At 67.1% G+C, this 22,747-nt stretch carries 16 protein-coding genes; 6 read left to right on the forward strand and 10 right to left on the reverse strand.

The genetic code is table 11. The features are described 5' to 3' along the window. Nucleotides 1-49: 49 nt before the first annotated feature. The 5 genes from BAY61_RS26325 to BAY61_RS26345 all read right to left on the reverse strand — a co-directional run bounded on the left by BAY61_RS26325 (nucleotide 50) and on the right by BAY61_RS26345 (nucleotide 5,779). Entirely contained in the window at nucleotides 50-1,801 is a 1,752-nt protein-coding gene (locus BAY61_RS26325) for an LpqB family beta-propeller domain-containing protein (protein WP_091809336.1), read from the reverse strand. Next, complete coding sequence (mtrB, locus tag BAY61_RS26330) at nucleotides 1,798-3,552, reverse strand: MtrAB system histidine kinase MtrB (protein ID WP_091809334.1); 1,755 nt, start codon at nucleotides 3,550-3,552, stop codon at nucleotides 1,798-1,800. The genes BAY61_RS26325 and mtrB overlap by 4 nt, the downstream gene beginning before the upstream one ends. A 7-nt stretch (nucleotides 3,553-3,559) precedes the next feature. After that, complete coding sequence (gene mtrA / locus BAY61_RS26335; RefSeq protein ID WP_091809332.1) at nucleotides 3,560-4,237, reverse strand: MtrAB system response regulator MtrA; 678 nt, start codon at nucleotides 4,235-4,237, stop codon at nucleotides 3,560-3,562. A 61-nt stretch (nucleotides 4,238-4,298) separates the two neighbouring features. Beyond that, nucleotides 4,299-5,465 (reverse strand): NAD(P)/FAD-dependent oxidoreductase, encoded by a 1,167-nt coding sequence (locus tag BAY61_RS26340; RefSeq protein ID WP_091809331.1) that lies wholly within the window; start codon nucleotides 5,463-5,465, stop codon nucleotides 4,299-4,301. Further along, entirely contained in the window at nucleotides 5,462-5,779 is a 318-nt protein-coding gene (locus BAY61_RS26345; protein ID WP_091809329.1) for a bifunctional 3-phenylpropionate/cinnamic acid dioxygenase ferredoxin subunit, read from the reverse strand. The genes BAY61_RS26340 and BAY61_RS26345 overlap by 4 nt, the downstream gene beginning before the upstream one ends. A 194-nt stretch (nucleotides 5,780-5,973) precedes the next feature. Here BAY61_RS26345 and BAY61_RS26350 point away from each other — a divergent pair, with 194 nt between their 5' ends. The 4 genes from BAY61_RS26350 (at nucleotide 5,974) to BAY61_RS26365 (ending at nucleotide 11,769) form a co-directional block, all read left to right on the forward strand. Then, nucleotides 5,974-6,756, forward strand: coding sequence for an IclR family transcriptional regulator (locus tag BAY61_RS26350; protein ID WP_091809327.1), 783 nt, complete (start codon nucleotides 5,974-5,976; stop codon nucleotides 6,754-6,756). A gap of 303 nt (nucleotides 6,757-7,059) precedes the next feature. Continuing rightward, the gene (locus BAY61_RS26355) at nucleotides 7,060-9,510 is read left to right on the forward strand and encodes a GcvT family protein (RefSeq protein ID WP_091809325.1); all 2,451 of its coding nucleotides are present in this window, start codon (nucleotides 7,060-7,062) and stop codon (nucleotides 9,508-9,510) included. Nucleotides 9,511-9,523: 13 nt separating this feature from the next. After that, nucleotides 9,524-10,669, forward strand: a complete 1,146-nt coding sequence (gene solA, locus BAY61_RS26360) for an N-methyl-L-tryptophan oxidase (protein WP_091809324.1) — start codon at nucleotides 9,524-9,526, stop codon at nucleotides 10,667-10,669. After that, nucleotides 10,666-11,769, forward strand: coding sequence for an aromatic ring-hydroxylating oxygenase subunit alpha (locus tag BAY61_RS26365; RefSeq protein ID WP_420848856.1), 1,104 nt, complete (start codon nucleotides 10,666-10,668; stop codon nucleotides 11,767-11,769). Before solA ends, BAY61_RS26365 begins: the two co-directional genes overlap by 4 nt. Nucleotides 11,770-11,827: 58 nt before the next feature. Here the strand turns inward: BAY61_RS26365 and BAY61_RS26370 are convergent, their stop codons facing one another. Continuing rightward, nucleotides 11,828-12,469 (reverse strand): dTMP kinase, encoded by a 642-nt coding sequence (locus tag BAY61_RS26370; protein ID WP_091809320.1) that lies wholly within the window; start codon nucleotides 12,467-12,469, stop codon nucleotides 11,828-11,830. 33 nt (nucleotides 12,470-12,502) lie between these two features. After that, on the reverse strand, nucleotides 12,503-13,975 hold the full coding sequence (ahcY, locus tag BAY61_RS26375; protein WP_091809319.1) for an adenosylhomocysteinase: 1,473 nt from the start codon (nucleotides 13,973-13,975) through the stop codon (nucleotides 12,503-12,505). Nucleotides 13,976-14,085: 110 nt separating this feature from the next. On the opposite strand from ahcY, the gene BAY61_RS26380 reads away from it, so the two are divergent. Further along, nucleotides 14,086-16,416 carry a hypothetical protein gene (locus BAY61_RS26380; protein ID WP_091809317.1) on the forward strand — a complete coding sequence of 777 codons (2,331 nt, stop codon included), beginning with the start codon at nucleotides 14,086-14,088 and terminating at the stop codon, nucleotides 16,414-16,416. A gap of 2 nt (nucleotides 16,417-16,418) precedes the next feature. Here BAY61_RS26380 and BAY61_RS26385 read toward each other — a convergent pair whose 3' ends face one another. After that, nucleotides 16,419-17,936: an amino acid permease gene (locus BAY61_RS26385; RefSeq protein ID WP_091809316.1), complete on the reverse strand. Its 1,518-nt coding sequence runs from the start codon at nucleotides 17,934-17,936 to the stop codon at nucleotides 16,419-16,421. Between the two features lie 58 nt (nucleotides 17,937-17,994). Then, nucleotides 17,995-18,909 carry a cation diffusion facilitator family transporter gene (locus BAY61_RS26390; RefSeq protein ID WP_091809483.1) on the reverse strand — a complete coding sequence of 305 codons (915 nt, stop codon included), beginning with the start codon at nucleotides 18,907-18,909 and terminating at the stop codon, nucleotides 17,995-17,997. A gap of 177 nt (nucleotides 18,910-19,086) precedes the next feature. Between BAY61_RS26390 and BAY61_RS26395 the strand changes: the two genes are divergently transcribed. Further along, complete coding sequence (locus BAY61_RS26395; protein WP_245865444.1) at nucleotides 19,087-22,125, forward strand: AfsR/SARP family transcriptional regulator; 3,039 nt, start codon at nucleotides 19,087-19,089, stop codon at nucleotides 22,123-22,125. A gap of 4 nt (nucleotides 22,126-22,129) precedes the next feature. Here the strand turns inward: BAY61_RS26395 and BAY61_RS26400 are convergent, their stop codons facing one another. Next, the gene (locus BAY61_RS26400) at nucleotides 22,130-22,654 is read right to left on the reverse strand and encodes a hypothetical protein (RefSeq protein ID WP_091809314.1); all 525 of its coding nucleotides are present in this window, start codon (nucleotides 22,652-22,654) and stop codon (nucleotides 22,130-22,132) included. Nucleotides 22,655-22,747 lie beyond the last annotated feature (93 nt).

The raw sequence follows: 22,747 nt of genomic DNA on the forward strand, positions 1-22,747 counted from the left end.
ATCGCGCACGCCTACGACAATTTCCGGAAAGCGAGTTTCCCTGATCGGATCAGCCTGGGTAGAAGGGCGCCGCGTCCGGTCTCGTCATCTGGTGCGGCCGCCACACGTCGCCGACGTCGCTGGCCGTCCACAACCCGCTCGCGTCGGCGACGATGATGGGCCGCCCCGGCGCCGCGGTGATGGCCCTCATCGGCGGGGTCAGGTTGGAGCTGTTGAACTTGTCGAGCCGCTGACCGTCGACGGGGACTCTCGCCACCGGGATCGAATCGGAACTCGTCGCGACGATCAACGTATCCTGGCTGACCCAGTCGACGTCGACGACGCCGACGAGGTTGCTCGGCTGCAAGATCCTCGGCGACCGCAGGGTGATGGACGAGGAGTCGGCCGCCCTGACGACCGAGGCGACCACGAGCTGCCCACCGGCGATCATGGCGACCCTCGCGCCGTCTCTCGACAGCCGCAACCCGGTGATGGGACCGACCGCAAGCACCTCGGAGGCGTTGACCGACTGCGGCGCCCACTTTCCCTCTGGGGTTCGCTGGACACGCACCACCTTATCGCCATCGGCGACCGTCCACAGCTCACCCGACTTCTTGTCGCTCGACGTCGCGGGACGCCAGGTCGGCCTCGTCAGACTGGTCGCGGGGAGATCGACGAGCTGGCCCTCTCCGCCGTAATCGCCGACGCGCAGCCGCGCCCCGTCCCCTGTCCGCTCGACGACGGCGAGTTGCTGCCCGTTGATCGACTGCGCCGCGCTCTCCACGTTGTAGGCGCCGGTACCGGCCGGACCCTCGATGGCCTGACCGTTGCCGAGCGAGACCAGCCGCCCTCCCGCCGTCATCAGTCCCGGCAGTTCCGAACTCGGCGAGGAAACCGCCTCATAGGCGGGAAGCTCGCTCGGCAGCCAGTCGATGTGCCCCGGGGTCAGCGCGGTTCCTCCCGCGAGCAACCGGATCCTGCTCGTCGTCACGTGTTGCAGCGAGCGAACGACCTGGGCCACCATGAGCCGCCGTTCCTGCTCACTCGTTTCGTCCACTCCGGACAGTGGGACGACGAGGGCGCCGTCGTTGGCTCCCGTCACGTTGCTCTCCAGCGTCGCCGCGTCGCCGAGCGGGTTGCGCACGGCACCGGTCAGCCCGTTGGAGGGACCGGCGAGCAGGAGATCCATCACCCGCGCCGGTAGCCCGGACTGCGGCCTCGCCACGACGTAACGAACATCGGGTACGAGCGCGGTGGAATCGGAAGCGAAAAAGTAGACCGGAACCCGGAAATAGCTCTCGTTGAAGTCGGTCTCGGTCACCATGATGGTGTCCGGCGGCTCGATGATCCGCCATTGCCCGTCCTGTTGCAGCCGCAGTCGCACGGGGACGAGCACCTGGTCGTCGGCCGGGATGAACGCGCTGTCGGACCCGAGCCTTCCCACGTTCGTCGCCCTCACCATGACGACGCGTTCGGCCGAATCGGCCGATTGTTCGCGTCCCGTCGCGTACACGGTGCCGAACTGGTCCTCGATGATGGTCAGCGTCTGATCCGGCCGCCACTGCTTGCGGGAATCGCCGGTGAGGTAGGCCCTCGCGGCGGCGTGATCACTCGTCGGCTCCGCGCTCGCCCTGACGAACTCCCTGACGACCGAAAGCGGATCGAGTCCCCTCGCCGGTTCGGGCACCTCCTGCGTCGGCTGCCCCGTTCGCTCCCTCGGAACCGCCTCCGGCTGCGATTCGGTGGGGATGGCCGCGCAGCCGCTCAGCACGAGCACCGCGATGAGCGTGGCCACCGCTGCCCGGTATCGACGTCGGTTCACCGGGCCTCCTCGTGTTCCGAAACCGCCCCTGTCTGCCCGTTCACCGCGCCGTCGGCGGAGCCGGAGTCCCGGTCCTCGCCGTTCTCGGGAGGCTCGGCGCCGTCAGGTTCCTCGGTGCCTCCGCCGCCACCGGCGGGAAGAGCGGGCAGGTCACGCAGCGGAAGCGGACTGTGCTCGATGGGCTCACCCGTGCTTCTCGGCAGCGTCAGCCGGAAGCACGAACCGCCCTCGACCGCGCCCCAGGCGTCGAGCCGTCCTCCGTGGAGGCGAGCGTCCTCCTGACTGATGGCGAGCCCGAGCCCGGTGCCGCCGGTGCGCCTGTTGCGCGAGGGGTCGGCTCGCCAGAACCGGTTGAACACCAGTTCGGCCTCGCCGGGCCGCAGGCCGACGCCGTAGTCGCGCACGGTCAGCGCCAGCGCGTTGTCGCTCGCGGCGAGCCTGAGCAGAACCGGCTTGCCCTCGCCGTGGTCGATGGCGTTGGCGAGCAGGTTGCGCAGGATCCGCTCGACCCGCCTCGCGTCGACCTCGGCGGTGACCTCGTCGTCGGGAAGGTCGAGTTCGATGACGCTCCCCGCGGTACCGGCGAGGACCTTCACCTGCTCGACCGCTCTGCGTGCGATCGGCCGCACGTCGATGAGTTCGGCTGCCAGTTCCTCGACCCCCGCGTCGAGCCTGCTGATCTCCAGCAGGTCGCGAAGCAGGGTCTCGAACCGGTCGAGTTCGTCGACGAGCAGTTCGGTGGAGCGCGCGAGCCCGGCGGGGAACTGTTCCCGCGAAGCGTGCAGCACGTCGGCGGCCATCCGCACCGTGGTGAGCGGGGTGCGCAACTCGTGCGACACATCGGAGGTGAACCTGCGCTGGAGCTGGCCGAACTCTTCGAGCTGACGGATCTGCCGCTGGATACTCGCGGCCATCTCGTTGTAGGACTGCGCGAGCTTTGCCAGATCGTCCTCACCGACGACGTCGAGTCTTCGATCCAGCTCGCCCTCCGCGAAGCGTTCGGCTGCCGCCGCCGCCCTCCTGACCGGGCGCACGACCTGCCTCGTGACCATGTTGCTGATGCTGGCCAGCAGCAACAACAGCACGAGCCCGCCGACAAGCAGGGTGTTCTGCACGGTCGCGACCGTGTTCTGCTCCGTCGTCAGCGGGAAGAGCAGATAGAGCTGGAGCGGCCTCGTGGTGGTCGTCACCGGCGCGCCGACCACGAGATACGTGGTCGATCCGATGGTGTGGATCTGCTTGGCCTGCGCGTTGTTCTGGACGAAGTTGCGCAGCCCGGCAGGCACCTTCTCGTAGGGGCCCGCCGAGATGGCGTGTGCCGTCGACTCGTCGGGATCACCTGCCGCGAGCACCGGCTCGAAGGCACCGGCCGCCGAGGACTCGACGTCCTGGGTAGCCACCGAACTGCTCGTGACCTTCTTGAGCGCGTTGCCGAGCCGGTTGCGCAGGGCCTCGTCCTGGCCGGCGTCACCAACCAGCTCGTTCTCCGCGGTCTGGACAACCACCTGCAACTGGGCGAACGCGGCCCGCTCCTTGGTGTCCATGAGCCGCTCGATGATCTGGTTCTGCAGGACGAGACCGAGCACGAACACGACGGCCGACGACAGCGCGAGGGTGGAGACCGTCACCCTGAACTGCACGGAGCGCCGCCACAGTTCGCCGAACGCGACGGCCTTGCGCCTGCCGTAGCTCGCCGTCCTGCGGGCCAGCGCGACCGCTGACCAGCCGAACCTGGTCAGCCGATTCCTCATGGCTCGATTATGGAGGTCCGGCCTTGTAGCCCACGCCGCGCACCGTCAACACGACCTCAGGGTGCTCCGGATCCCGCTCCACCTTGGACCGCAGCCGCTGAACATGGACGTTCACCAGCCGGGTGTCCGCGGCGTGCCGGTAACCCCACACCTGTTCGAGCAGGACCTCGCGAGTGAACACCTGGCGCGGTTTCCTCGCGAGCGCGACGAGCAGGTCGAACTCAAGCGGGGTCAGCGGGATCGCCTTGCCCTCCCTCGTCACCTCGTGCCCCGGAACGTCGATGGCGAGGTCGCCGATGGTGAGGCTTTCGGCGGGCTCCGACTCGGTGCGGCGCATTCTGGCCCGCACCCTCGCGACGAGTTCCTTCGGCTTGAACGGCTTGACGACGTAGTCGTCGGCGCCGGATTCGAGCCCGAGCACGATGTCGACGGTGTCGCTCTTCGCCGTCAGCATGACGATCGGTACGCCCGATTCGGCCCTGATGGCCTTGCAGACGTCGATTCCGTTCATGCCGGGCAACATGAGGTCGAGCAACACGAGGTCGGGCTTCAGTTCACGCAGCGCGGGCAGCGCACGTGAGCCGTCGGCCACCACGGCTGTGTCGAACCCCTCGCCGCGCAACACGATGGTCAGCATCTCAGCCAGAGCAGGGTCGTCGTCGACGACCAGCACGCGTGCCTTCATGAGCACATATTCGCACTGATGTCACAGCTCGCGCTCGCGACCCGGCTTTGAAGAGCGCGGACTAGCCCAGTTGGACGATCGCCGCCGCGCGATCCAGTCGTTTGCGCAACGCCGTGAACGGCTTCGGACTGGACATCCCCAGCGCGCCGATCATGGTGCCCTCCTTGTGAAAGCTCGCCACGAACTTCCGATCTTCCGGATCGCCTTCCACCAGCCTCACCTCGTCGTGCCCTTGTGCCGTTCCGACGAACTGAATGCGCTTTTCGTATTGATCGGACCAGAAGTACGGGGGCTTGCGATGGTGCTCCACTGTGGCCCCGGCGAGCAGATTGCCCACGGCGACACCGGGTTGCTCACTCGCCGCGCTCCAATGCTCACTCCTGGTTGAGGAAATGTTCGCGACGTCGCCGACCGCGACGACGGAGGGGATGCCGGTGACCCCACCCGCGTCGCAGGTGACCCCGTCGTCCCCCGCGATTCCCGATCCGGCGAGCCAGCCGGTCGCGGGTACCGCGCCGATACCGACGACGACGACATCCGCGCGCAACAGTCCGCCGTCGGTCAACCGGACACCGGTCACCTGGTCGCCGGTCGATTCGAGCGAGGCGACTCCGGTTCCGGCGAGCAACCGCACCCCGTTGTCCGCGTGCAGACGCGCACAGACGGCTGCCATTCGAGTACCCAGCGTGGCGGCAAGTGGAACCGGGGCCGCTTCGACGACCGTGACCGAACAGCCGAGCGCTTTCGCGCTCGAAGCGACCTCCGCGCCGACGAACCCGGCCCCGACGACGACGACCTCGGCATCACACCGCAGTTCATCCCTCAATGCCACGGCATCATCGATGGAACGCAACGTGTGCACCCCACGCAACCGACGGGCTCCAGGCAGCGCTCTCGGGGTCGCGCCCGTCGCGATGACAACTCCGTCGGCGGCCACCCTGGACCCGTCGCCGAGGACGACCTCGCCCGCCGCGACGTCGAGCCGCTCCGCGCGCGTCCCCAGCCGCCACCGCGCGGCGATCGCGAGCAGGTCCTCGGCGTCGCCGAGGGCGAGTTCCGCCGGGGAAGTCCTTCCGAGCAGGAAATCCTTCGAGAGCGGAGGCCGGTCGTAGGGCCGGTGGATTTCCTCCCCGATCATCACGAGCCGCCCCGAATATCCCTTGGCCCGCAGTTGCTGAGCCGCCCGCAATCCGGCGAGCGACGTGCCGACGATCGCCACCGTCCTCATGCGACGTCCTCGCGGATGCCACTGTCGACGTAGAGCACGCCGTCACTGAGGAGCACGGGGTAGGTCGCGACCGGCCGTTTGGCCGGAAGGCACGTCGGCTGGCCCGTCCTGACGTCGAAAGCCGCCGCGTGAAGCGGACATTCGACAAAACAACCTTCGAGCCAGCCGTCGGCGAGCGAGGCATCCTGATGTGTGCAGGTGTCGTCGATGGCGTAGTAGCCGTCCTCGGTGTGGAAGACGGCGATCGGGTGCGGCGCGAGAACGCGGATCGCTTCTCCCTCAGGGAGGTCCGCGGTTGCGCATACTCGGATCATTCAGTGCCTCCGGGAAAGTCCAGAGCTGAGTACGGCGAGGGAGATTTTCACTTGTTGCGTATTGCGAGGCTTCGCTCGCTATACGCAACAATCCGCGCAGATCCCGTTGTCCGTCAAGGATTCCGGGCCCCCGAATTCCGGCGATGTCGCCCGGTCGGCCGAGTGGACTTGCGCCCAACCGTTAGTGTTGCGCCATGCGGAACTCCGACGAGACACGGGGCACGAGCCCAGTCCAGTCCGTGGACCGCGCGATCAGCGTGCTGGAACTGCTTGCCCGCAACGGGGAAGCAGGCATCACGGAGATCGCCGAGGAACTGGGAGTGCACAAGTCGACGGCTTCCAGACTCGTGGGCGCGCTCGAAGCGAGAGGACTCGTCGAACAACTCGGCGAGAGAGGCAAGTACGCGATCGGCTTCGGCATCGTCCGGCTCGCGGGCGCGGCGACCGGCAGGATGGACCTCGCGAAGCTCGGCAACCACACCTGTCAGTCACTCGCCGATTCGCTCGGCGAAACGGTGAACATCGCCGTCGCCGACGACGGGCTGGCCATCAACATCAGTCAGGCATATGGCTCGGCAACGGTGACCGCCCAGAACTGGACGGGAAGGCGTACTCCGCTACACGCGACGTCAAGCGGCAAAGTGCTGCTGGCCTTCATGGAAACGACGGAGCGACGCAAACTGTTACACCGCAGGCTTGAGGAGTACACCCCTCGCACGACGACGGCCCCCGACGAACTCGGCGCCGAACTCGACCGAATCGTCGAGGACGGCTACGCCGCCTGCTTCGAGGAGTTCGAACTGGGAATGCACGCCGTGGCCGTTCCGATTTTCGGCAGCGGGGGCGACGTCATCGCGGCCATCAGCGCGTCCGGCCCCTCGTATCGCCTTTCACGGCAACGCATCCGTCAGCTCGTGAGGCCGATGTCGGACGCGGCGGCCGAGCTGTCAGGGCAGCTCGGTCACATCCCCGAGTAACGCTCACTCCGCGCCGAATCCAGGCGGGTGATTCGGCCGGTTGGGCGAACCGCCGAACCCGGTCCGCTTTCCGGTTCCCCCGCAGGCGGGGCCTTGTTTTTCCAATCTCTTCAGAACGCCGGATGCCCCCTTGACACGGGCCTCGCGCGTGCCGCACCGTGTTGCAGAGCACGGAACATGTTTCTTCATACGCAACTCCACCCCTAACGCGACGGCGCCGCCGAGGCGCTCTCGCGTGCCTGCGTTTTGCCCAGTTCTGTCCCTTGTGGACGTTGCATCCCCCGTCGAGCAGGAGGTCCTGCGATGGTCACCAGACCGCGAGTGGTCATCATCGGCGCCGGAATAGCCGGGTGCGCACTCGCCGACGAACTCACCGACCGCGGTTGGCCCGATGTCACCGTGCTGGAGCAGGGAGACCTGTTCGCGACCGGCGGCTCGACCTCACACGCGCCAGGTCTCGTTTTTCAAACCACCGCAAGCAAAACCATGACAGAGTTCGCGAAGTACACCGTCGCGAAGTACAGCGGGCTCACGCTCGACGGCGCGTGGTGCTTCCAGCAACTGGGCGGGCTCGAAATCGCAACGACACCGGAGCGGATGGCCGACCTGCGGCGAAGGCACGGCTGGGCGACATCGTGGGGAGTACGGAGTTTTCTCAGGACTCCGCGACAGTGCGCCCAACTCCACCCGATGCTCGACGAGGACAAGGTGCTTGGCGGTTTCCACATCCCGAGCGACGGATTGGCGAAACCCTTGCGAGCAGCCGAGGCGCAAGCCCGAAGAGCCATCGAACGAGGCGCGAAATTCCTCGCCAGGCAGAAGGTCACCTCCGTCGAGCGGGCAAAGGGACGTGTCACGGCCGTCGTCACCGAAACCGACCGGTTCCGTGCCGACATCGTCGTTTCGTGCGCCGGAATGTGGGGTCCGCTCGTCGGCAGGCTCGTCGACCTGACCATCCCGATGGTGCCGATGGCGCACCAGTACGCGAAGACGACCCCGCTGCCCCGGCTCGCCGGGCGCAACGACGAGAACACCGAAGCGCGGCTGCCGATCCTGCGGCACCAGGACGCCGACCTGTACTTCCGCGAACACGTCGACCGGATCGGCATCGGCGCGTACGGCCACCGGCCGATGCCGATCGCGGCCGAGGACATCGCCGATCCGCTGACCTCGCAGGGGATGCCTTCCGAACTGGCTTTCACCCCGGAGGACTTCGAACAGTCGTGGACGGCGGCGCTCGACCTGCTTCCCTCGCTCGCCGACACGAAGCCGGAGTACGGCATCAACGGCCTCTTCTCCTTCACCACCGACGGCATGCCCCTGCTCGGCGAGCACCCCGACATCGAGGGATTCTGGGTCACCGAAGCCGTGTGGATCACGCACTCCGCCGGGGTGGCGAAAGCAATGGCAGAGTGGCTGATCGACGGGCAGCCTTCAGTCGACCTACACGGTTGCGACCTCAACCGGTTCGAGCAGGTCCAGCTCGCCCCCTCATACGTGCACGCGCGAAGCTGCCAGAGTTTCGTCGAGGTCTACGACATCATCCATCCCCGCCAGCAAGTCACCGAGCCGCGAGGCTTGCGCACGAGCCCGTTCCACGAGCGGCAGAGCGAGCTCGGCGCGCACTTCTTCGAGTCGAATGGCTGGGAACGCCCGCAATGGTACGAAAGCAACGGTGAACTGCCCGAGCTGGAACAGGTACCGGAACGGGGCGAGTGGGCCGCGCGGCATTGGTCACCAATAGCGGGCGCCGAGGCGATCGCGGCCAGAGCAAGGGTCGCCCTCTTCGACATGACGCCGTTGAAACGCGTCGAGGTCAGCGGTCCCGGCGCGCTGGCCTTTCTCCAGGCACTCACGACGAACCAGCTCAACCGCAAACCGGGCGCCGTCACCTACACCCTGCTGCTCGGCGAGGACGGCGGAATCCGCAGCGACCTGACGGTGGCGAGGCTTGCCTCCGAACGGTTCCAGGTCGGCATCAACAGCCCGCTCGACCTCGACTGGCTGCGAAGGCATCTGCCAGGCGACGGCAGCGTGCACCTGACCGAGACCACCTCGGGCACCTGTTGCATCGGCCTGTGGGGCCCGCTCGCGAGGACGCTGCTACAACCGTTGTCCACAACGGACTTCTCACCTGGGGCGCTCGGCTTTTTCCGAGGCAAGAGCGCTTATGTCGGCAACGTGCCCGTCACCGCACTGCGACTGTCCTATGTGGGCGAACTGGGCTGGGAGCTGTACACGAGCGCGGACCTCGGCAAGGCGCTGTGGGACACGCTGTGGGAGGCCGGTCAGCCGCTCGGGCTGATCGCCGCGGGGCGCGATGCGTTCAACAGCATGCGCCTCGAAAAAGGTTACCGCGCATGGGGAACCGACATGACCACCGAACACGATCCATTCGAAGCGGGCGTCGAGTTCGCCGTCAAAATGGACAAGGGCTACTTCGTCGGAAGAGACGCGCTCGTCGGCCGAAGCTCGGCGACCGCGAAGCGGAGGTTGAGCTGCCTGACGATCCCGGACAGGCAGGCCGTCGTACTCGGAAGCGAACCGGTGTTCGCCGAAGGCAAGCCCGCGGGTTACGTCACCAGCGCGGCCTACGGTTACACCACGGGCCTGAACATCGCCTACGCATGGCTGCCGTCGGAGTACGCGATGCCAGGAACCAGGCTCGGCATCGAATACTTCGGCGAGACGGTGCCTGCCGTCGTCGCCGACGAACCGCTTTTCGATCCGGACATGACAAGGCTGCGCGCGTGAGGGAAGGCGGAAAATGGCTTCGTTCGACACGATCGTGATCGGCCTCGGCGGCATGGGAAGCGCCGCCGCGTACCGGATCGCGGCGCGCGGACAACGGGTCCTCGGTATCGAACAGTTCACCCCGGTACACACGCTGGGTTCGAGTCACGGCGGATCGCGGATCACGCGGCAGGCATATTTCGAGGATCCCGCCTATGTACCGTTGTTGTTGCGTGCCCACGAATTGTGGCCCGAACTGGAAGCCGATTCGGGACTGTCCATTTTCACCAAGACCGGCGGGGTGATGGTCGGGCCGCCGGAAAGCAGGACCTTCTCGGGGAGCCACGCCAGCGCGGAGAAATGGGGACTCGCCCACGAAATCCTCGATGCGGAGGACCTTCGCCGACGCTTCCCTTCCATGGCACCATCCGAAGAGGACGTCGCGCTCTACGAGGCCGAGGCGGGGTTCGTGGTGCCGGAAGCCAGCGTCTCCGCCCACCTCCGGCTCGCGGAAAGGGCCGGCGCCGAACTGCGATTCGAAGAGAAGGTACTGGGCTGGACCGCCGACGGTTCCGGCGTTCGAGTGCGCACCTCGCTCGGCGAGTACACAGCCGGGCGGCTCGTCGTCTGCCCTGGGGCCTGGGCTCCCGCGACTCTGGCCGACCTCGGCATTCCGTTCACCATCGAACGCCAGGTGCAGTACTGGTTCGCCCCTCGCGGCGACGTCGGCAACTTTGCCGCCGAACGACACCCCGTCTACATCTGGGAGAACGCGCGCGGCCGTCAGTTCTACGGTTTCCCAGCCACCGAAGGGGAAGTCAAGGTCGCCTTCTTCAGGGGAGGGAAGCCGTGCACGGCCGACACCATCGACCGGACGGTCGCCGAACACGAGATCGCCGACATCACCGCCTTCGTCGGTGCCAGGATGCCCGCAGTGCCTGGCACCTACCTTCGCTCGGCTACCTGCATGTACACCAACACTCCCGACGAACACTTCGTGATCGCACCGCATCCGGAACATTCCAATGTGGTCATCGCGGCCGGATTCTCGGGACACGGCTTCAAATTCGTGCCCGTCGTCGGTGAAATCCTCGCCGACCTCACCGTCGACGGCCATACCGCACACCCGATCTCGCTGTTCGACCCGGCACGTTTCGGCGCATGTCAAGGAGTCGCATGACCACGAGCCTGATCAGGACCCTCCCCGGCCGCTACTACACCGACCCAGCCGTGTTCGCCGCCGAACAGAGCAAGGTGTTCGAGTCGATGTGGTTCTGCGCGGCGCGGTTCGCCGAGATCCCGGAGAAAGGCAGCTTCCGCACCGTGACGATCGGCGGGGAAAACGTCATCGTCACGAGGGCGAGGGACGGGCGGCCGAAGGCCTTCCTCAACGTGTGCCGCCATCGCGGCGCGCGACTGTGCACTGAGGAATCGGGGACGGTGGCGAAGGCGTTCCAGTGCCCGTATCACGCGTGGACCTACGGGCTGGACGGAAAGCTCGTCGCGGCACCGAATCTGACGTCGATGCCCGACGTCGACCGCACCGAGTACGGGCTGCGGACGCTGCCGCTGCGGGAATGGCTCGGCTACGTTTGGGTGTGCCTGGCAGCCGATCCGCCTTCCTTCGACGAAACGGTCAAGGACGTCGTCGCGGAACGGCTTGGCGGTGACCGGTTCATCGAGGACTACGCGGTCGGCGAGCTGACCGTCGGAAAGCACGTCCGCTACGACGTCGGCGCCAACTGGAAGCTCATCATCGAGAACTTCATGGAGTGCTACCACTGCGCGACCATCCATCCCGAGCTGACCGATGTGCTGCCCGAGTTCGCGGAGGGGTACGCGGCGCAGTACTTCGTCGGCCACGGCGCGGAGTTCGGCGAGGACGTGTCCGGGTTCACCGTCGACGGCAGCGAAGGTTTCGCGCCGCTTGCCGGGCTCGGACCGGAGCAGGACCGCCGCTACTACGCGATCACGGTACGGCCGCAGGTCTTCGTCAACCTCGTTCCCGATCACGTGATCTTCCACCGGATGTATCCCGTCGCGGCGGACCGGACGATCGTCGAGTGCGACTGGCTTTATGCCGAGGATGTCGTGGCGAGGGGGCGGGATCTGGCCAAGTCGTTCGAACTGTTCCACCGGGTGAACCAACAGGACTTCGCGGCCTGTGAGCGCTGTCAGCCCGCGATGAGTTCGAGGGCGTACGCCGACGGCGGGGTGCTCGTGCCCTCGGAGCACCACATCGGCGAGTTCCATGCCTGGCTGCTGAAACACATCGACTGACCCGTCTCGCGAGTCCCCAGCCCGAATGCGCGAGAGGGGGACTCGCGCACCAATGCGCTCAGGCGAGCAGCTTCGCCGCCAACTCGCGCGCATCCACGGCACCCGCGCCATCCACCACGATCCACGGCGACACCCACGACCGGTCCGCGAGTTCGTCGTACACCTTGGCGCATCGCACCTGGAGATCGTCGTCGGATTCGAAGGCGTCCTTGGTCCTCGTACTGTCGGCGTCGGCCCTCGACGCGGCCCGCGCGGCGGCCACCTCCGGCGCCACCCGCAACAGGATCACCACATCGGGCGCCGGAAGATCGAACCGGCCGAGTTCGAGCTGCCTGACCCAATCGACAACCGGGCTGTCGGCCCCCTCACCGAGCCGCGCCGCCTGGTATGCGGCGTTGGACGCGACGTACCGGTCGAGCAGCACGACGTCGTGCGTCGCCAGCTCGCTCCTGATGTCCCCCGCCGCCGCTCGACGGTCCAGGGCGTACAGCAACCCCATGCCGTACACGGAGTCGCCGAGATCGCCATGCTCGCCGTGCAGCGCCTCGCGCACCAAATCCGCGTGGACACTCTCCCCGTACCGGGGAAAAGCCAGCGTCGCGACACTGGCACCGGCATCGTGCAGCGCCTTCGTCAACGCATCCGCGAGCGTGCGTTTACCCGCACCGTCAAGTCCTTCGATCACGACAAGTCGACCCACGCGCTCACCCTACGTCGCGGGGTCTCGGCACGGTCAGTAGCGGTAGTGGTCCGTCTTGAAGGGTCCGTCGACGTCGACGTCGATGTACTCGGCCTGTTCCTTGCTGAGCTTCGTCAGTTCACCACCGAGGGCGGCGAGGTGGATGCGGGCGACCTTCTCGTCGAGCTTCTTCGGCAGCCGGTACACCTCTTTGTCGTACTCCTCGTACTTGGTGAACAGCTCGATCTGCGCGATGACCTGGTTCGAGAAGCTGTTCGACATGACGAAGCTGGGGTGCCCGGTCGCGTTGCCGAGATTGAGCAGCCTGCCCTCGGACAGCACGATGATCGAGTGCCCTTCGGGAAACACCCACTCGTCGACCTGCGGCTTGATGTTGACGTGCCGGATGCCGGGATACCTGGCGAGCCCGGCCATGTCGAGTTCGTTGTCGAAGTGACCGATGTTGCCGACGATCGTCTGGTGCTTCATCCGTGCCATGTGCTCGGCCATCACCACGTCCTTGTTGCCGGTGGTGGTGATCACGATGTCGGCCTCCGGCAGGACGGTCTCCAGCTTCTTGACCGGGTAGCCGTCCATCAGCGCCTGTAGCGCGCAGATCGGGTCGATCTCGGTGACGACGACCCGCGCGCCCTGGCCACGCAGCGATTCGGCAGCGCCCTTGCCGACGTCGCCGTAACCGCACACGACGGCGACCTTGCCGCCGATGAGCACATCGGTTCCCCTGTTGATGCCGTCGATGAGCGAGTGCCGGATTCCGTACCTGTTGTCGAACTTCGACTTGGTGACCGCGTCATTGACATTGATGGCGGGGAACAGCAATTCCCCTGCCGCCGCCAGTTGGTACAGCCGCAGCACACCGGTGGTCGTCTCCTCCGTCACGCCACGAATACCGGAGCCGATCTTGGTCCATTTCCCCGCTTCGGCGGTAAGCGAGGCCCGCAGCAGCGAAAGGAACACCCGCCATTCGTCGGGATCGTTGTCGTCCGCGGAGGGGACGACGCCCGCTTTCTCGTATTCGGCGCCCTTGTGCACGAGCATCGTCGCGTCGCCACCGTCGTCGAGGATCATGTTCGGGCCGTCGCCGTCCCAGGTGAGCATCCGCTCCGTGCACCACCAGTACTCGTCGAGCGTCTCGCCCTTCCACGCGAACACCGGAACGCCCCGTGGCTGTTCAGGGGTGCCGTACGGGCCGACGACGACGGCGGCGGCGGCGTGGTCCTGGGTCGAGAAGATGTTGCACGAGGCCCACCGGACCTCGGCCCCCAGCGCGACGAGTGTTTCGATCAGCACCGCGGTCTGGACCGTCATGTGCAGCGAGCCGGAAACGCGCGCCCCTCGCAACGGATACGCCTCGGCGTATTCCCGGCGCAAAGCCATCAAGCCGGGCATTTCGTGCTCGGCGAGCCTGATCTCCTTGCGGCCGAACTCGGCGAGGGAGAGGTCCGCGACGGCGTAATCGACACCGTTTCGCGTCTGATGACGCGACGCAACGCTTTCAGGGGTCATTCGAAACATTCCTCCAGACTCGCTGTGCCGGCAACAGCCCTCGTCGACCCCCGCAGATTACCGTTGTTCGTTCGTCCGTCAGGTTTCGCAGTTCAGTTTGGAGTTCCAAGGTGCCCATTCCCGGCCCCGACACGCGTGTTGTCGAGTTACGTGTCCCGGGGCTGATCGGTACGAGCGGCGAATCGCTGCTCGACTCCGTCGGCACCGTGGACGTCGCCGGTGACGGCGTCGGCAGGGTGATCAGGCCATCCGACCGATTACGGCGGCCCGCGCCCGGCCCGGTCCTGCAAGCGCTCGGCAGGTCGCTACCCCGCACGCTGGAGGGCTACCTGTGGAGCGGGATGACCTCGGGAGGCGCGGCGAAGGCGACGTGGGCGCTGCTGTTCCCGTTCTCCCTTTCCAACGTTGCGCACTGGATGCTGCCTCCCGTTCAGGAAGGCAGGAGGCTGCCCTCCGCCATCAGCGCCGTGTGCGCGGCGCTACTGCGCCTCGCGGCCCTGCTGCTCACGATGCTGCTCGTCTCCCAGCTCGCCGTGATCAGCCTCGACCTGTTCGCCGCGCAGTGTCTCGCCCCCGGCTCCGCGTGCCTTTCCGGGACTCCTTCCTGGCTGCGGGAAAGTGACGCGGCGCGGCTGACCGTCGGGGTGCTGCCCGTGTTGCTCGTCGTGCTGATCCTGCACCGGGTCTCGGCCGCGAAATGGTCGGTGAAGGCGCCTGCCAACGACAGCGCGAAGGAAGCGGGGAAAGGACTGCCTGGCGCCACGCTCGACGACGGCGTCGACACCGTCGACACGGTGATGCTCAGGTGTCTTCATCTCGTCGGCGCTCTCGGCTGCGTCTCGCTGCTGCTGCTCGGCGGACCGCTGCGCGTACCTTCCGATTCCGCGACGGCGATCCTGTGGTGGCTGACGCTGGGACTGCTCGCCTGCACGATCCTCGGCACCGCCGTTCGGGCACACCGGTTGTTCACCGCGGTGACCAGAGGCGTGCTGCTCGGTGTGGCCGTCGCGTTGCTCATCGCGGCGGCCGTCGTCTCCGCGCCGCTGCCGCGCGCCCTTCCCGGCACGGACGACACCGTCGAGGGCATCGGCGCCGTACTGCTCGTGCTGTGCGTACTGTTTGCCCTGCTGTTGGTCCCGGCCGCGCTGCTGGCGAGGCCGTCGTGGTCGACGCTGCCCCGCAGGTTGCGCCCATGGGCGGGTGGCTGGGCAGCCGCGCCGACGCTCGTCCTCGCCTGCCTGCTCGGCGGCGGCTTCGGCGCGGGCCTCGCGATCGCCCTGCGCAGGCTGCTCGGCGCGGAAGGTCTCGCGCTGCCGGAGAGCTACACGCTGATCACGCTGTTGTGGGGCGGGGCGCTCGTGTTCGCGGTGCTGGTCGCCGTCTTCTGCTTCGCCGTCGCGTTGCCACTGCGCAAGGTACGCCGTGGCATTCCCGACATCGTCAAGCTCATGGAGACCAGCCCCGAGGACGAGCGGGAAGCCGCGAAAGCGTGGGCAGGATCCAGTTGGGAACGCAAGTACCTGCACCGCATCGTGCTGACCGTCGTCCTCGCGATGTCGGCAGGCGTCGTCGCGCTCCTGGCGGTCAGGTTCGGTGTCGGTAGCGTGCCCAGCTGGCTCGACTGGCTCTCCGCGCTCGGCGTCTTCGCGCTCGGCGCGCTGGCCGCGGCGCTGCTGAGAGCCGTCTACACGGCGGCGACGGGAGCTAGGCGAGCGAGGCACCTCGGCGCCTTCTCCGACCTCGTCTGCTTCTGGCCGAGGGCCGCGCACCCGGCCGCTCCGCCTTCCTACGCCGCGAAGGTCGTGCCCGAACTGGCCGAACGCACCAAGGAACACCTCAAGGAACCGGGCACGAGGGTGGTGCTCGCCGGTTACCACATCGGGGGCCTGCTCGCGGTGTTGACGGCGAGCAGACTCGCCGCTGAGCTACCGGCTTCCGACCGCGAACGCGTCGGCGTGCTCACGGCGGGCGCTCCCCTGCAATGGGGTTACCAGCGCGCGTTCCCCGCCGTGTTCCCGCACGACACGCTCGCCAGGTTGTACGGCATGCTCGACGGTCGCTGGCGCGGGCTGTGCAGGGGCACGGACACTTTCGGCGGTGGCGCGACGACGTGGCGGCACCAGGTGGCCGGTGGGAAACTACTCGGCGTCGGCTATCTGCCCGACGGCAACGTCGGCGCGCTCGAACCCGCCGTGCAGGGCCCGACGGGCGCGCTCGTCCTCGGTGGCGACCACTGGCTGCCCGATCCGATGCGCCTGCCCACCGGCGGACGACGCTGGGTGCCCGGCATCCGCAAGTACGCCGACTACGTCGCCGACCCCGAGTGGGACAGGGCGCTGGTCATCGCGGCCGGCCTCGAAGGCACCGACATGGCGGGGCGGCTGGCGGAGCAGGTTCCCCTCTTCGGTGATCTGCTCGGCCAGCCGCCCCGCAACGGTTGAACTCAGGACTCGACGTCGGACTCCTTCGGCTCGTCCTTCCGGTTCAGCAACGCGTGCCGCTTGCTGTAGACGAAGTAGACGAGCACGCCGAGTGCCATCCAGGCGAGGAACCGGACCCAGGTCAGCACGGTCAGGTTCAGCATCAGCCACACGCAGGCGATGATCGCCAGTATCGGAATGACCGGCATGAGCGGAACCCGGAAGCCGCGCGGAAGATCGGGCCGCTTCTTGCGCAACACGATCACCCCGGCCGAAACGAGCACGAAGGCGAAGAGCGTGCCGACGTTGACCATCTCTTCGAGCTTCGTCGCGTCGAAGAACGCCGCCGCGATCGCGACGACGATGCCGACGAGGATGTTGACCCGGTACGGAGTGCCCTTCTTGCCGGTCTTGGCGAGCTTGCGTGGCAGCAGGCCGTCACGCGACATCGCGAACAACACCCGCTGCTGGCCGAGCATCAGCACCATGACCACCGTCGTGAGCCCGGTAAGCGCGCCGACGGAGATGATGTTCGCCGCCCAGTCGACGCCGTTGAGCGAGAACGCGGTCGCCAGCGTCTTGCGTTCGCCTTCCGGAGGCGCGTCCGTAGCCAGGTCGGAGAACGGCACCATACCTGCGACGACGAGCGAGGTGGCGACGTAGAGCACGGTCACGATGACGAGCGAGCCGAGGATGCCGCGCGGCACGTTGCGCTGCGGGTTGCGGGTTTCCTCAGCCGTCGTCGCCACGATGTCGAAGCCGATGAACGCGAAGAACACCAGCGAAGCACCCGCGAGCAGGCCGAACGCACCGTAGACACTGCCGGAGCCACCGGCGAGCACGGAGAACAGCGACTGCTCGATACCGCCTTCACCTGCCTCGCCCTCGGCGGCCGGCGGAACGAACGGCGTGTAGTTGTCCGGGTTGATGAAGGTGATGCCAAGGACGATGACGAAGACGATGATCAGCACCTTCAGCACCGTGATCACCAGGCTGAACCGCGAGGAGAGTTTGGTGCCCGCCGTCAGCAGCGCGGCGAGAACGGCGACGAGGATCAGCGATCCCCAGTCGAAGCTGAGCCCGCCGAGCGAGACGGTCGTGTGGATGCCGTCGCCGAACATCGCCCGCAGGACGGTTTCCAGGTAGACCGACCAGCCCTTGGCGACGGCCGCGGCCGCGACGGAGAACTCGAGGATCAGGTCCCAGCCGATGATCCATGCGAGGAATTCACCGAATGTGGCATACGAGAAGGTGTACGCGCTGCCCGCGACGGGCACTGTCGAGGCGAACTCCGCGTAGCACAGCGCCGCCAGCGCACACGCGATACCGGCCAGCACGAACGCGACGGAGACCGAAGGACCGGCGAGGTCACCGGCCGTGCGGGCGGTGAGCGTGAAGATGCCGGCGCCGATCATCACGGCGACGCCGAAGACCGTCAGATCCCACGCGCTCAAATTCCTGCGTAGCTTGGTATCCGGATCATCGGTGTCCGCTATGGACTGTTCAACCGATTTCGTGCGCCAGATACTGCTTCCCGGCACGGTGTCCTCCTTGACTGTGGATCGGTCGAGGCACCATAACTCGGGCGCGGCGGAAATGTCAGGAAGCCACCCGGTACAGGTCTGGTTCGAGATAGATCAACCGGGCGACCGGTACCTTCTCCCGCACTCTCGCCTCGGCGGCGTCGATGGCAGCCGCCACCTCGTCGACCGACAGCCCGCTCCTGAGGGCGAGTTTCGCCGCGACCAGCAACTCGTCGGGGCCGATGTACTGGGTCTTGATGTGGATGACGCGCTCGACATCGCCGCCGGTCAGCTCGCCGACGATCGTCTCCAGTTCCTTCTCCCCCGACCCCTCGCCGATGAGCAGGCTCTTCATCTCGATGATCAGGATGATCGCGATGACCCCCAGCAGCAGGCCGATCATGATCGTGCCGATGCCGTCCCACACCGCGTTGCCGGTGACGACCGAAAGCCCGACACCGGCAAGCGCGAACACGAGACCGAAGAGCGCGCCCGCGTCTTCCAGAAGCACCACGGGGAGCTCGGGCGTCTTGGACTGCCGGATGAAACCCCACCAGGTCTTGTCGCCCTTGATGAGCTTCGATTCCCTGATGGCGGTCGCGAAACTGTAGATCTCAAGACCGATGGCGACGACGAGGATGATCACCGCGACGATCGGCGACGACAGTTCCTCCGGATGCTGGACCTTGTGGATGCCCTCGTACAGCGCGAAAGCCGAACCGAGGGTGAACAGCATAAGCGCGACGATGAACGAGTAGAAATAGCGATCGCGGCCGTATCCGAATGGGTGTTCCTTGTCGGCTTTGCGCCGCGAGGTCTTCTGCCCGAGTAGCAGGAGCCCCTGGTTCGAGGTGTCGGCGACGGAGTGCACGGACTCCGCGAGCATCGAAGACGACCCCGTGATCAGAAAGCCGACGAATTTGGCGACCGCGATTCCCGCGTTGGCGGTCAACGCCGCCAAGATCGCCTTTGTCCCACCGCTTGCCGACACCACGTCCCCCTAGGTCATCTCCAGCGTGAACGCGAGCAGCTTAGAGGTGCTGCCGCACGGCGCAAGAGTCAAGTCCCCCAACAATTCGGACAATCGCGACGACTACGACTAGTACGGGTCAGCGGCGAATCGTGGACTGCGTAAGATGTCCCACCCTTGGCTGGGGAAGGACGCGATGTGAGATTCGGGGTGCTCGGTCCGCTCACCGTCGTGGACGCAGAGGGTAACAGGGTGCGCCTGCGCGGTGACCGACAGCGTTCACTGCTGGCGATGCTGCTGATGAACGCGGGCAAACCGGTCTTGGTCGACAGCCTCGTCGAGGCGTTGTGGCCCGAACTGCCCCCGAAGTCCTACGCGTCCAATCTGCACACCTACGTATCGCGGCTGCGGGAACGCGTCGGCGACATCCGCATCGAGCACGTCGGCAGCGGTTACCGGCTGATGGCAGCCCCCGGCGAGCTCGACCTGCTCATCTTCGAAACCGAAGTCGCCGCCGGACGAAAAGCCGCGAGAGCCGGTGAGGCCGCCGTCGCGGCCGACCACTTCCGCAAGGCACTCGCGCAGTGGCGGGGTCCCGCGCTCGCCGACGTCGACGTCGCGGCGCTCGATCCCGCGATTTCCACATTGGACGCCGAACGGCTGACGGTTCTCGAGGATTGCGCCGAAGCCGAACTCTCGATCGGAAAGCACGCCGGGCTCATCGGCGAACTTGAGGCGTTTCTGGCCGCCCATCCGTTGCGGGAAAGGGCCGCCGCGCAGCTCATGCTCGCGTTGCGGCGTTCGGGCAGGCAGGCGGAGGCGCTCGCGGTGTACGCCCGCACCCGCACCGTTCTCGTCGACGAACTCGGCGTCGAGCCCGGCCCGGAATTGCGGCAGGCGCACGCGACGGTGCTCAGCGGTGAAGACCACGGCAAGCTCCACGACCCGGCTCCACCGTCGTGGCCGATCTGCCAGCTTCCGCCCTGCCTCGGCGATTTCACCGGCCGGGAGTCCGAAGTAGACATCGTGAGCGCGACACTCGCCGACGCGAAGGGCTCCGTACCCGTCACGGTCATCAGCGGTGAGCCGGGAGCGGGCAAGAGCACGCTCGCCGTGCACGCGGCCCACCGGATCAGGAAGTCCTTTCCCGACGGGCAACTCTACGTTCACCTTTCCGGTACGGCACAGGCACGCAAGCCCATCGACGTGCTCGCGGATCTGTTGCGGGCACTGGGTGTCAGCGGCCCCGCGATCCCCGACGGCCTCGAAGCCAGGGCCGCCGCCTACCGGGGAAGGCTCACCGACCGCAAGGTGCTCGTCGTGCTCGACGACGCCGCTTCTCCCGAGCAGGTGAGGGCACTGTTTCCCGGCACTCCGGGTTGTGCCGTACTCGTCACCAGCAGACGCCGACTCAGCACTTTGGACGGTGCGTACCGGGTTCCGCTCGGCCCGTTCGGGGATCAAGAAGCGGCGGCGTTGCTGCGGCACATCGTCGGAACCGAGCGGGTCGCGGCCGAACACGGCGCGGCGACCCGCATCGTCGCCTCGTGCGGCAACCTTCCGCTCGCACTGCGCATCGCGGGCACCAGACTCGCCATCCGGCCCCACCTGAGCCTGCGCGCGCTCGCCGACCGGCTCGACAACGAACGGCACCGGCTCGACGAACTCTCGGTCAGCGACCGGACGGTGCGGACGAGTATCGCGCTGAGCTACCACGCGTTGAGCCTCCGCGCCCAAAGCACACTGCACGCATTGGCCCAATGCGGGGACATCAGCGCCCCGGCATGGGCCATCGCCGTCCTCGTCGGCAAGCGGGGCGAGAACAGTGCCGATGCCGTCATGGAGGAACTGGTCGAGGCGAGCCTGCTCACACCGATCGGCGTCGACGCGACGGGCGAACCCCGGTACCGGCTGCACAACCTCGTCAGGGTTTTCGCGCAGGACCAGAGACGCCAAGCTCCGACGGTGTCGATGCTCATCGACGCCGCGCTCGGTCTCGCCGACACGGCGGCACGCGAACTGCCCTGGACGGTTCCGCTGCCGCTGCGCTCCACCCGGGAACTGCCGGAACAACCGCTGCACCCCGCCACCGTCGGCAGGCTCGTCGCCGACCCGCACACCTGGTTCGCGATCGAGCAACGCAATCTGCTGACCGCCATCGGTTCGATCTTCCGGGCAGGCAGGCGAGCGGAAGCCGTGCTGCTGCTGGAACGGCTCACCGCGTACCTGTGGCTCAACGGTCACTACGCCGACATGCGGTCCGGTCACGACACCATCCGCCAGCTCGCGGCGAGGGCCGGCGACAGGGTGACCGAACTGTGGGCGGAAGCCAACATCGCCGTCGTCATCCACGCGAGAGGCGAACACGAGGAGGCCGAGCGCAGATTCCGCGCCTGTGCGCTGGAATTGGAACGGCAAGGCGAACCCAGAATGGCCTCGTGGGCGATGGCGAACCTCGCGCGTTGCCTCCTAGGACTCGGCAGGGCGGAAGAAGCGCTCGTCGCCGTCCGAGACGCGATCACGCTCGCGGGACCGGATCCCGATCTCGCCGCCGTCGCGCACATCGAACTGACCCGGCCGGAGGCGTTCAACAAACTCGGCCTTCTGCACGAATCGGTGGAAGCCAACCGGCGCACGCTCGCCACGGCGCGACTGACCGGAAAACCGCTCGCGATCTCTTTGGCCCTGCGAGGACTCGCGTGGTCACTGACGCTCACCGGCCAGCCGCGAACGGCACTCGGCCTCGCCGAGGAATCGGTCTCGATACTGCGCGCCATGCCGGTGTCCTCTTCGCTGGCGCGCTCGTTGCGCACGCTGGGCGCGATCTGCGCCGGTCTCGGGGAACGGGAGCGCGCGATCACCGCCTACACCGAGGCTCATCAGCTGGCCGGAGAGCGGGGCGAGCGGCCACGGGAACTGTCCTGCGCCAGAGCCATCGCGGCGAGCTGGATCGGCGAAGGCAGGATCACCGAAGCGATTGCCTCGCTGGAACAAGGACTGGCCGAGTTCAAGGCCATGGGCAGCGTCGCGTCGGCCGTGGTGTCGTCGCGGGTGCTGGCGAGGGCTTACGAGGCGGCTGGAGAACCCGCGCGGGCAGCCGCCATGACCGAGGAAGCCGACCGGCTCGCCGACCCGAGGGACGCGAGCGCGACCGTGCTCTCCTCACTGCTGTTCAAACTGACCGAGGACGCCGGACGTGAGCTTGTCGCCAACACGTCCGGCGCCACCCCCAGATAGCCGGTCAGTTCTTGGCTTTGAGCGCCTTCGCGTAGCGGTGGTTGGCAGGCAGCCACGCCAGCACGATCGCGACGATCGAGCCGACGACGGCGAGCCAGCCGAGACCGAGCATCAGACCGGTGCCCTCGTCGGTGGCAACGCGGCCACCAACCAGCACGGTCGCGAGCGCGAAGACGGTCATGGCCACCCTTGCCCACACCGCGGCACCCCTCAGCAAGGCGCCGAAAACGAGCAGGCCGACGCCGACGACGAGAGCCATCGTGCCGCGCGTCGACAGCGTGTCCACACCCTCGTCGAGCACGATGGCGGGAACCACCGCACTGACCTCCTCCGCGCTCACACCGGCGGCCGAGGCCAGGATGTCGATGAAGAGGTCCTCGGCGCCGACGGCCATCAGGATGCCGTTGACGAGCGAGGCGAGTGCGCCGACGACCGCCACGGCGATCGCCGCAAGCAACGTGCCGGGTCGCTGAGGGGCCGGTGCCGCACCCTGGTCGTACCCGGCCGCTGCCGTGGGTTGGGAAGTCACTGCGTTGCGCTCCTTGAACTCGTTACCGTTTGGGCGACAACCGAATCACCCACCCAGATGAGTCTGGCCGGTGCCGCTACACGGAACGAACAC

The organism is Prauserella marina (assembly GCF_002240355.1).
GTDB lineage: Bacteria > Actinomycetota > Actinomycetes > Mycobacteriales > Pseudonocardiaceae > Prauserella_A > Prauserella_A marina.

Excerpts from the sequence above, each read along its gene's own strand:
- solA (WP_091809324.1), top strand. The coding sequence starts at position 9,524 with ATGGCTTCGTTCGACACGATCGTGATCGGCCTCGGCGGCATGGGAAGC.
- BAY61_RS26340 (WP_091809331.1), bottom strand. The coding sequence starts at position 5,465 with ATGAGGACGGTGGCGATCGTCGGCACGTCGCTCGCCGGATTGCGGGCG.
- BAY61_RS26350 (WP_091809327.1), top strand. The coding sequence starts at position 5,974 with ATGCGGAACTCCGACGAGACACGGGGCACGAGCCCAGTCCAGTCCGTG.
- mtrB (WP_091809334.1), bottom strand. The coding sequence starts at position 3,552 with ATGAGGAATCGGCTGACCAGGTTCGGCTGGTCAGCGGTCGCGCTGGCC.
- BAY61_RS26355 (WP_091809325.1), top strand. The coding sequence starts at position 7,060 with ATGGTCACCAGACCGCGAGTGGTCATCATCGGCGCCGGAATAGCCGGG.
- mtrA (WP_091809332.1), bottom strand. The coding sequence starts at position 4,237 with ATGAAGGCACGCGTGCTGGTCGTCGACGACGACCCTGCTCTGGCTGAG.
- BAY61_RS26365 (WP_420848856.1), top strand. The coding sequence starts at position 10,666 with ATGACCACGAGCCTGATCAGGACCCTCCCCGGCCGCTACTACACCGAC.
- ahcY (WP_091809319.1), bottom strand. The coding sequence starts at position 13,975 with ATGACCCCTGAAAGCGTTGCGTCGCGTCATCAGACGCGAAACGGTGTC.
- BAY61_RS26345 (WP_091809329.1), bottom strand. The coding sequence starts at position 5,779 with ATGATCCGAGTATGCGCAACCGCGGACCTCCCTGAGGGAGAAGCGATC.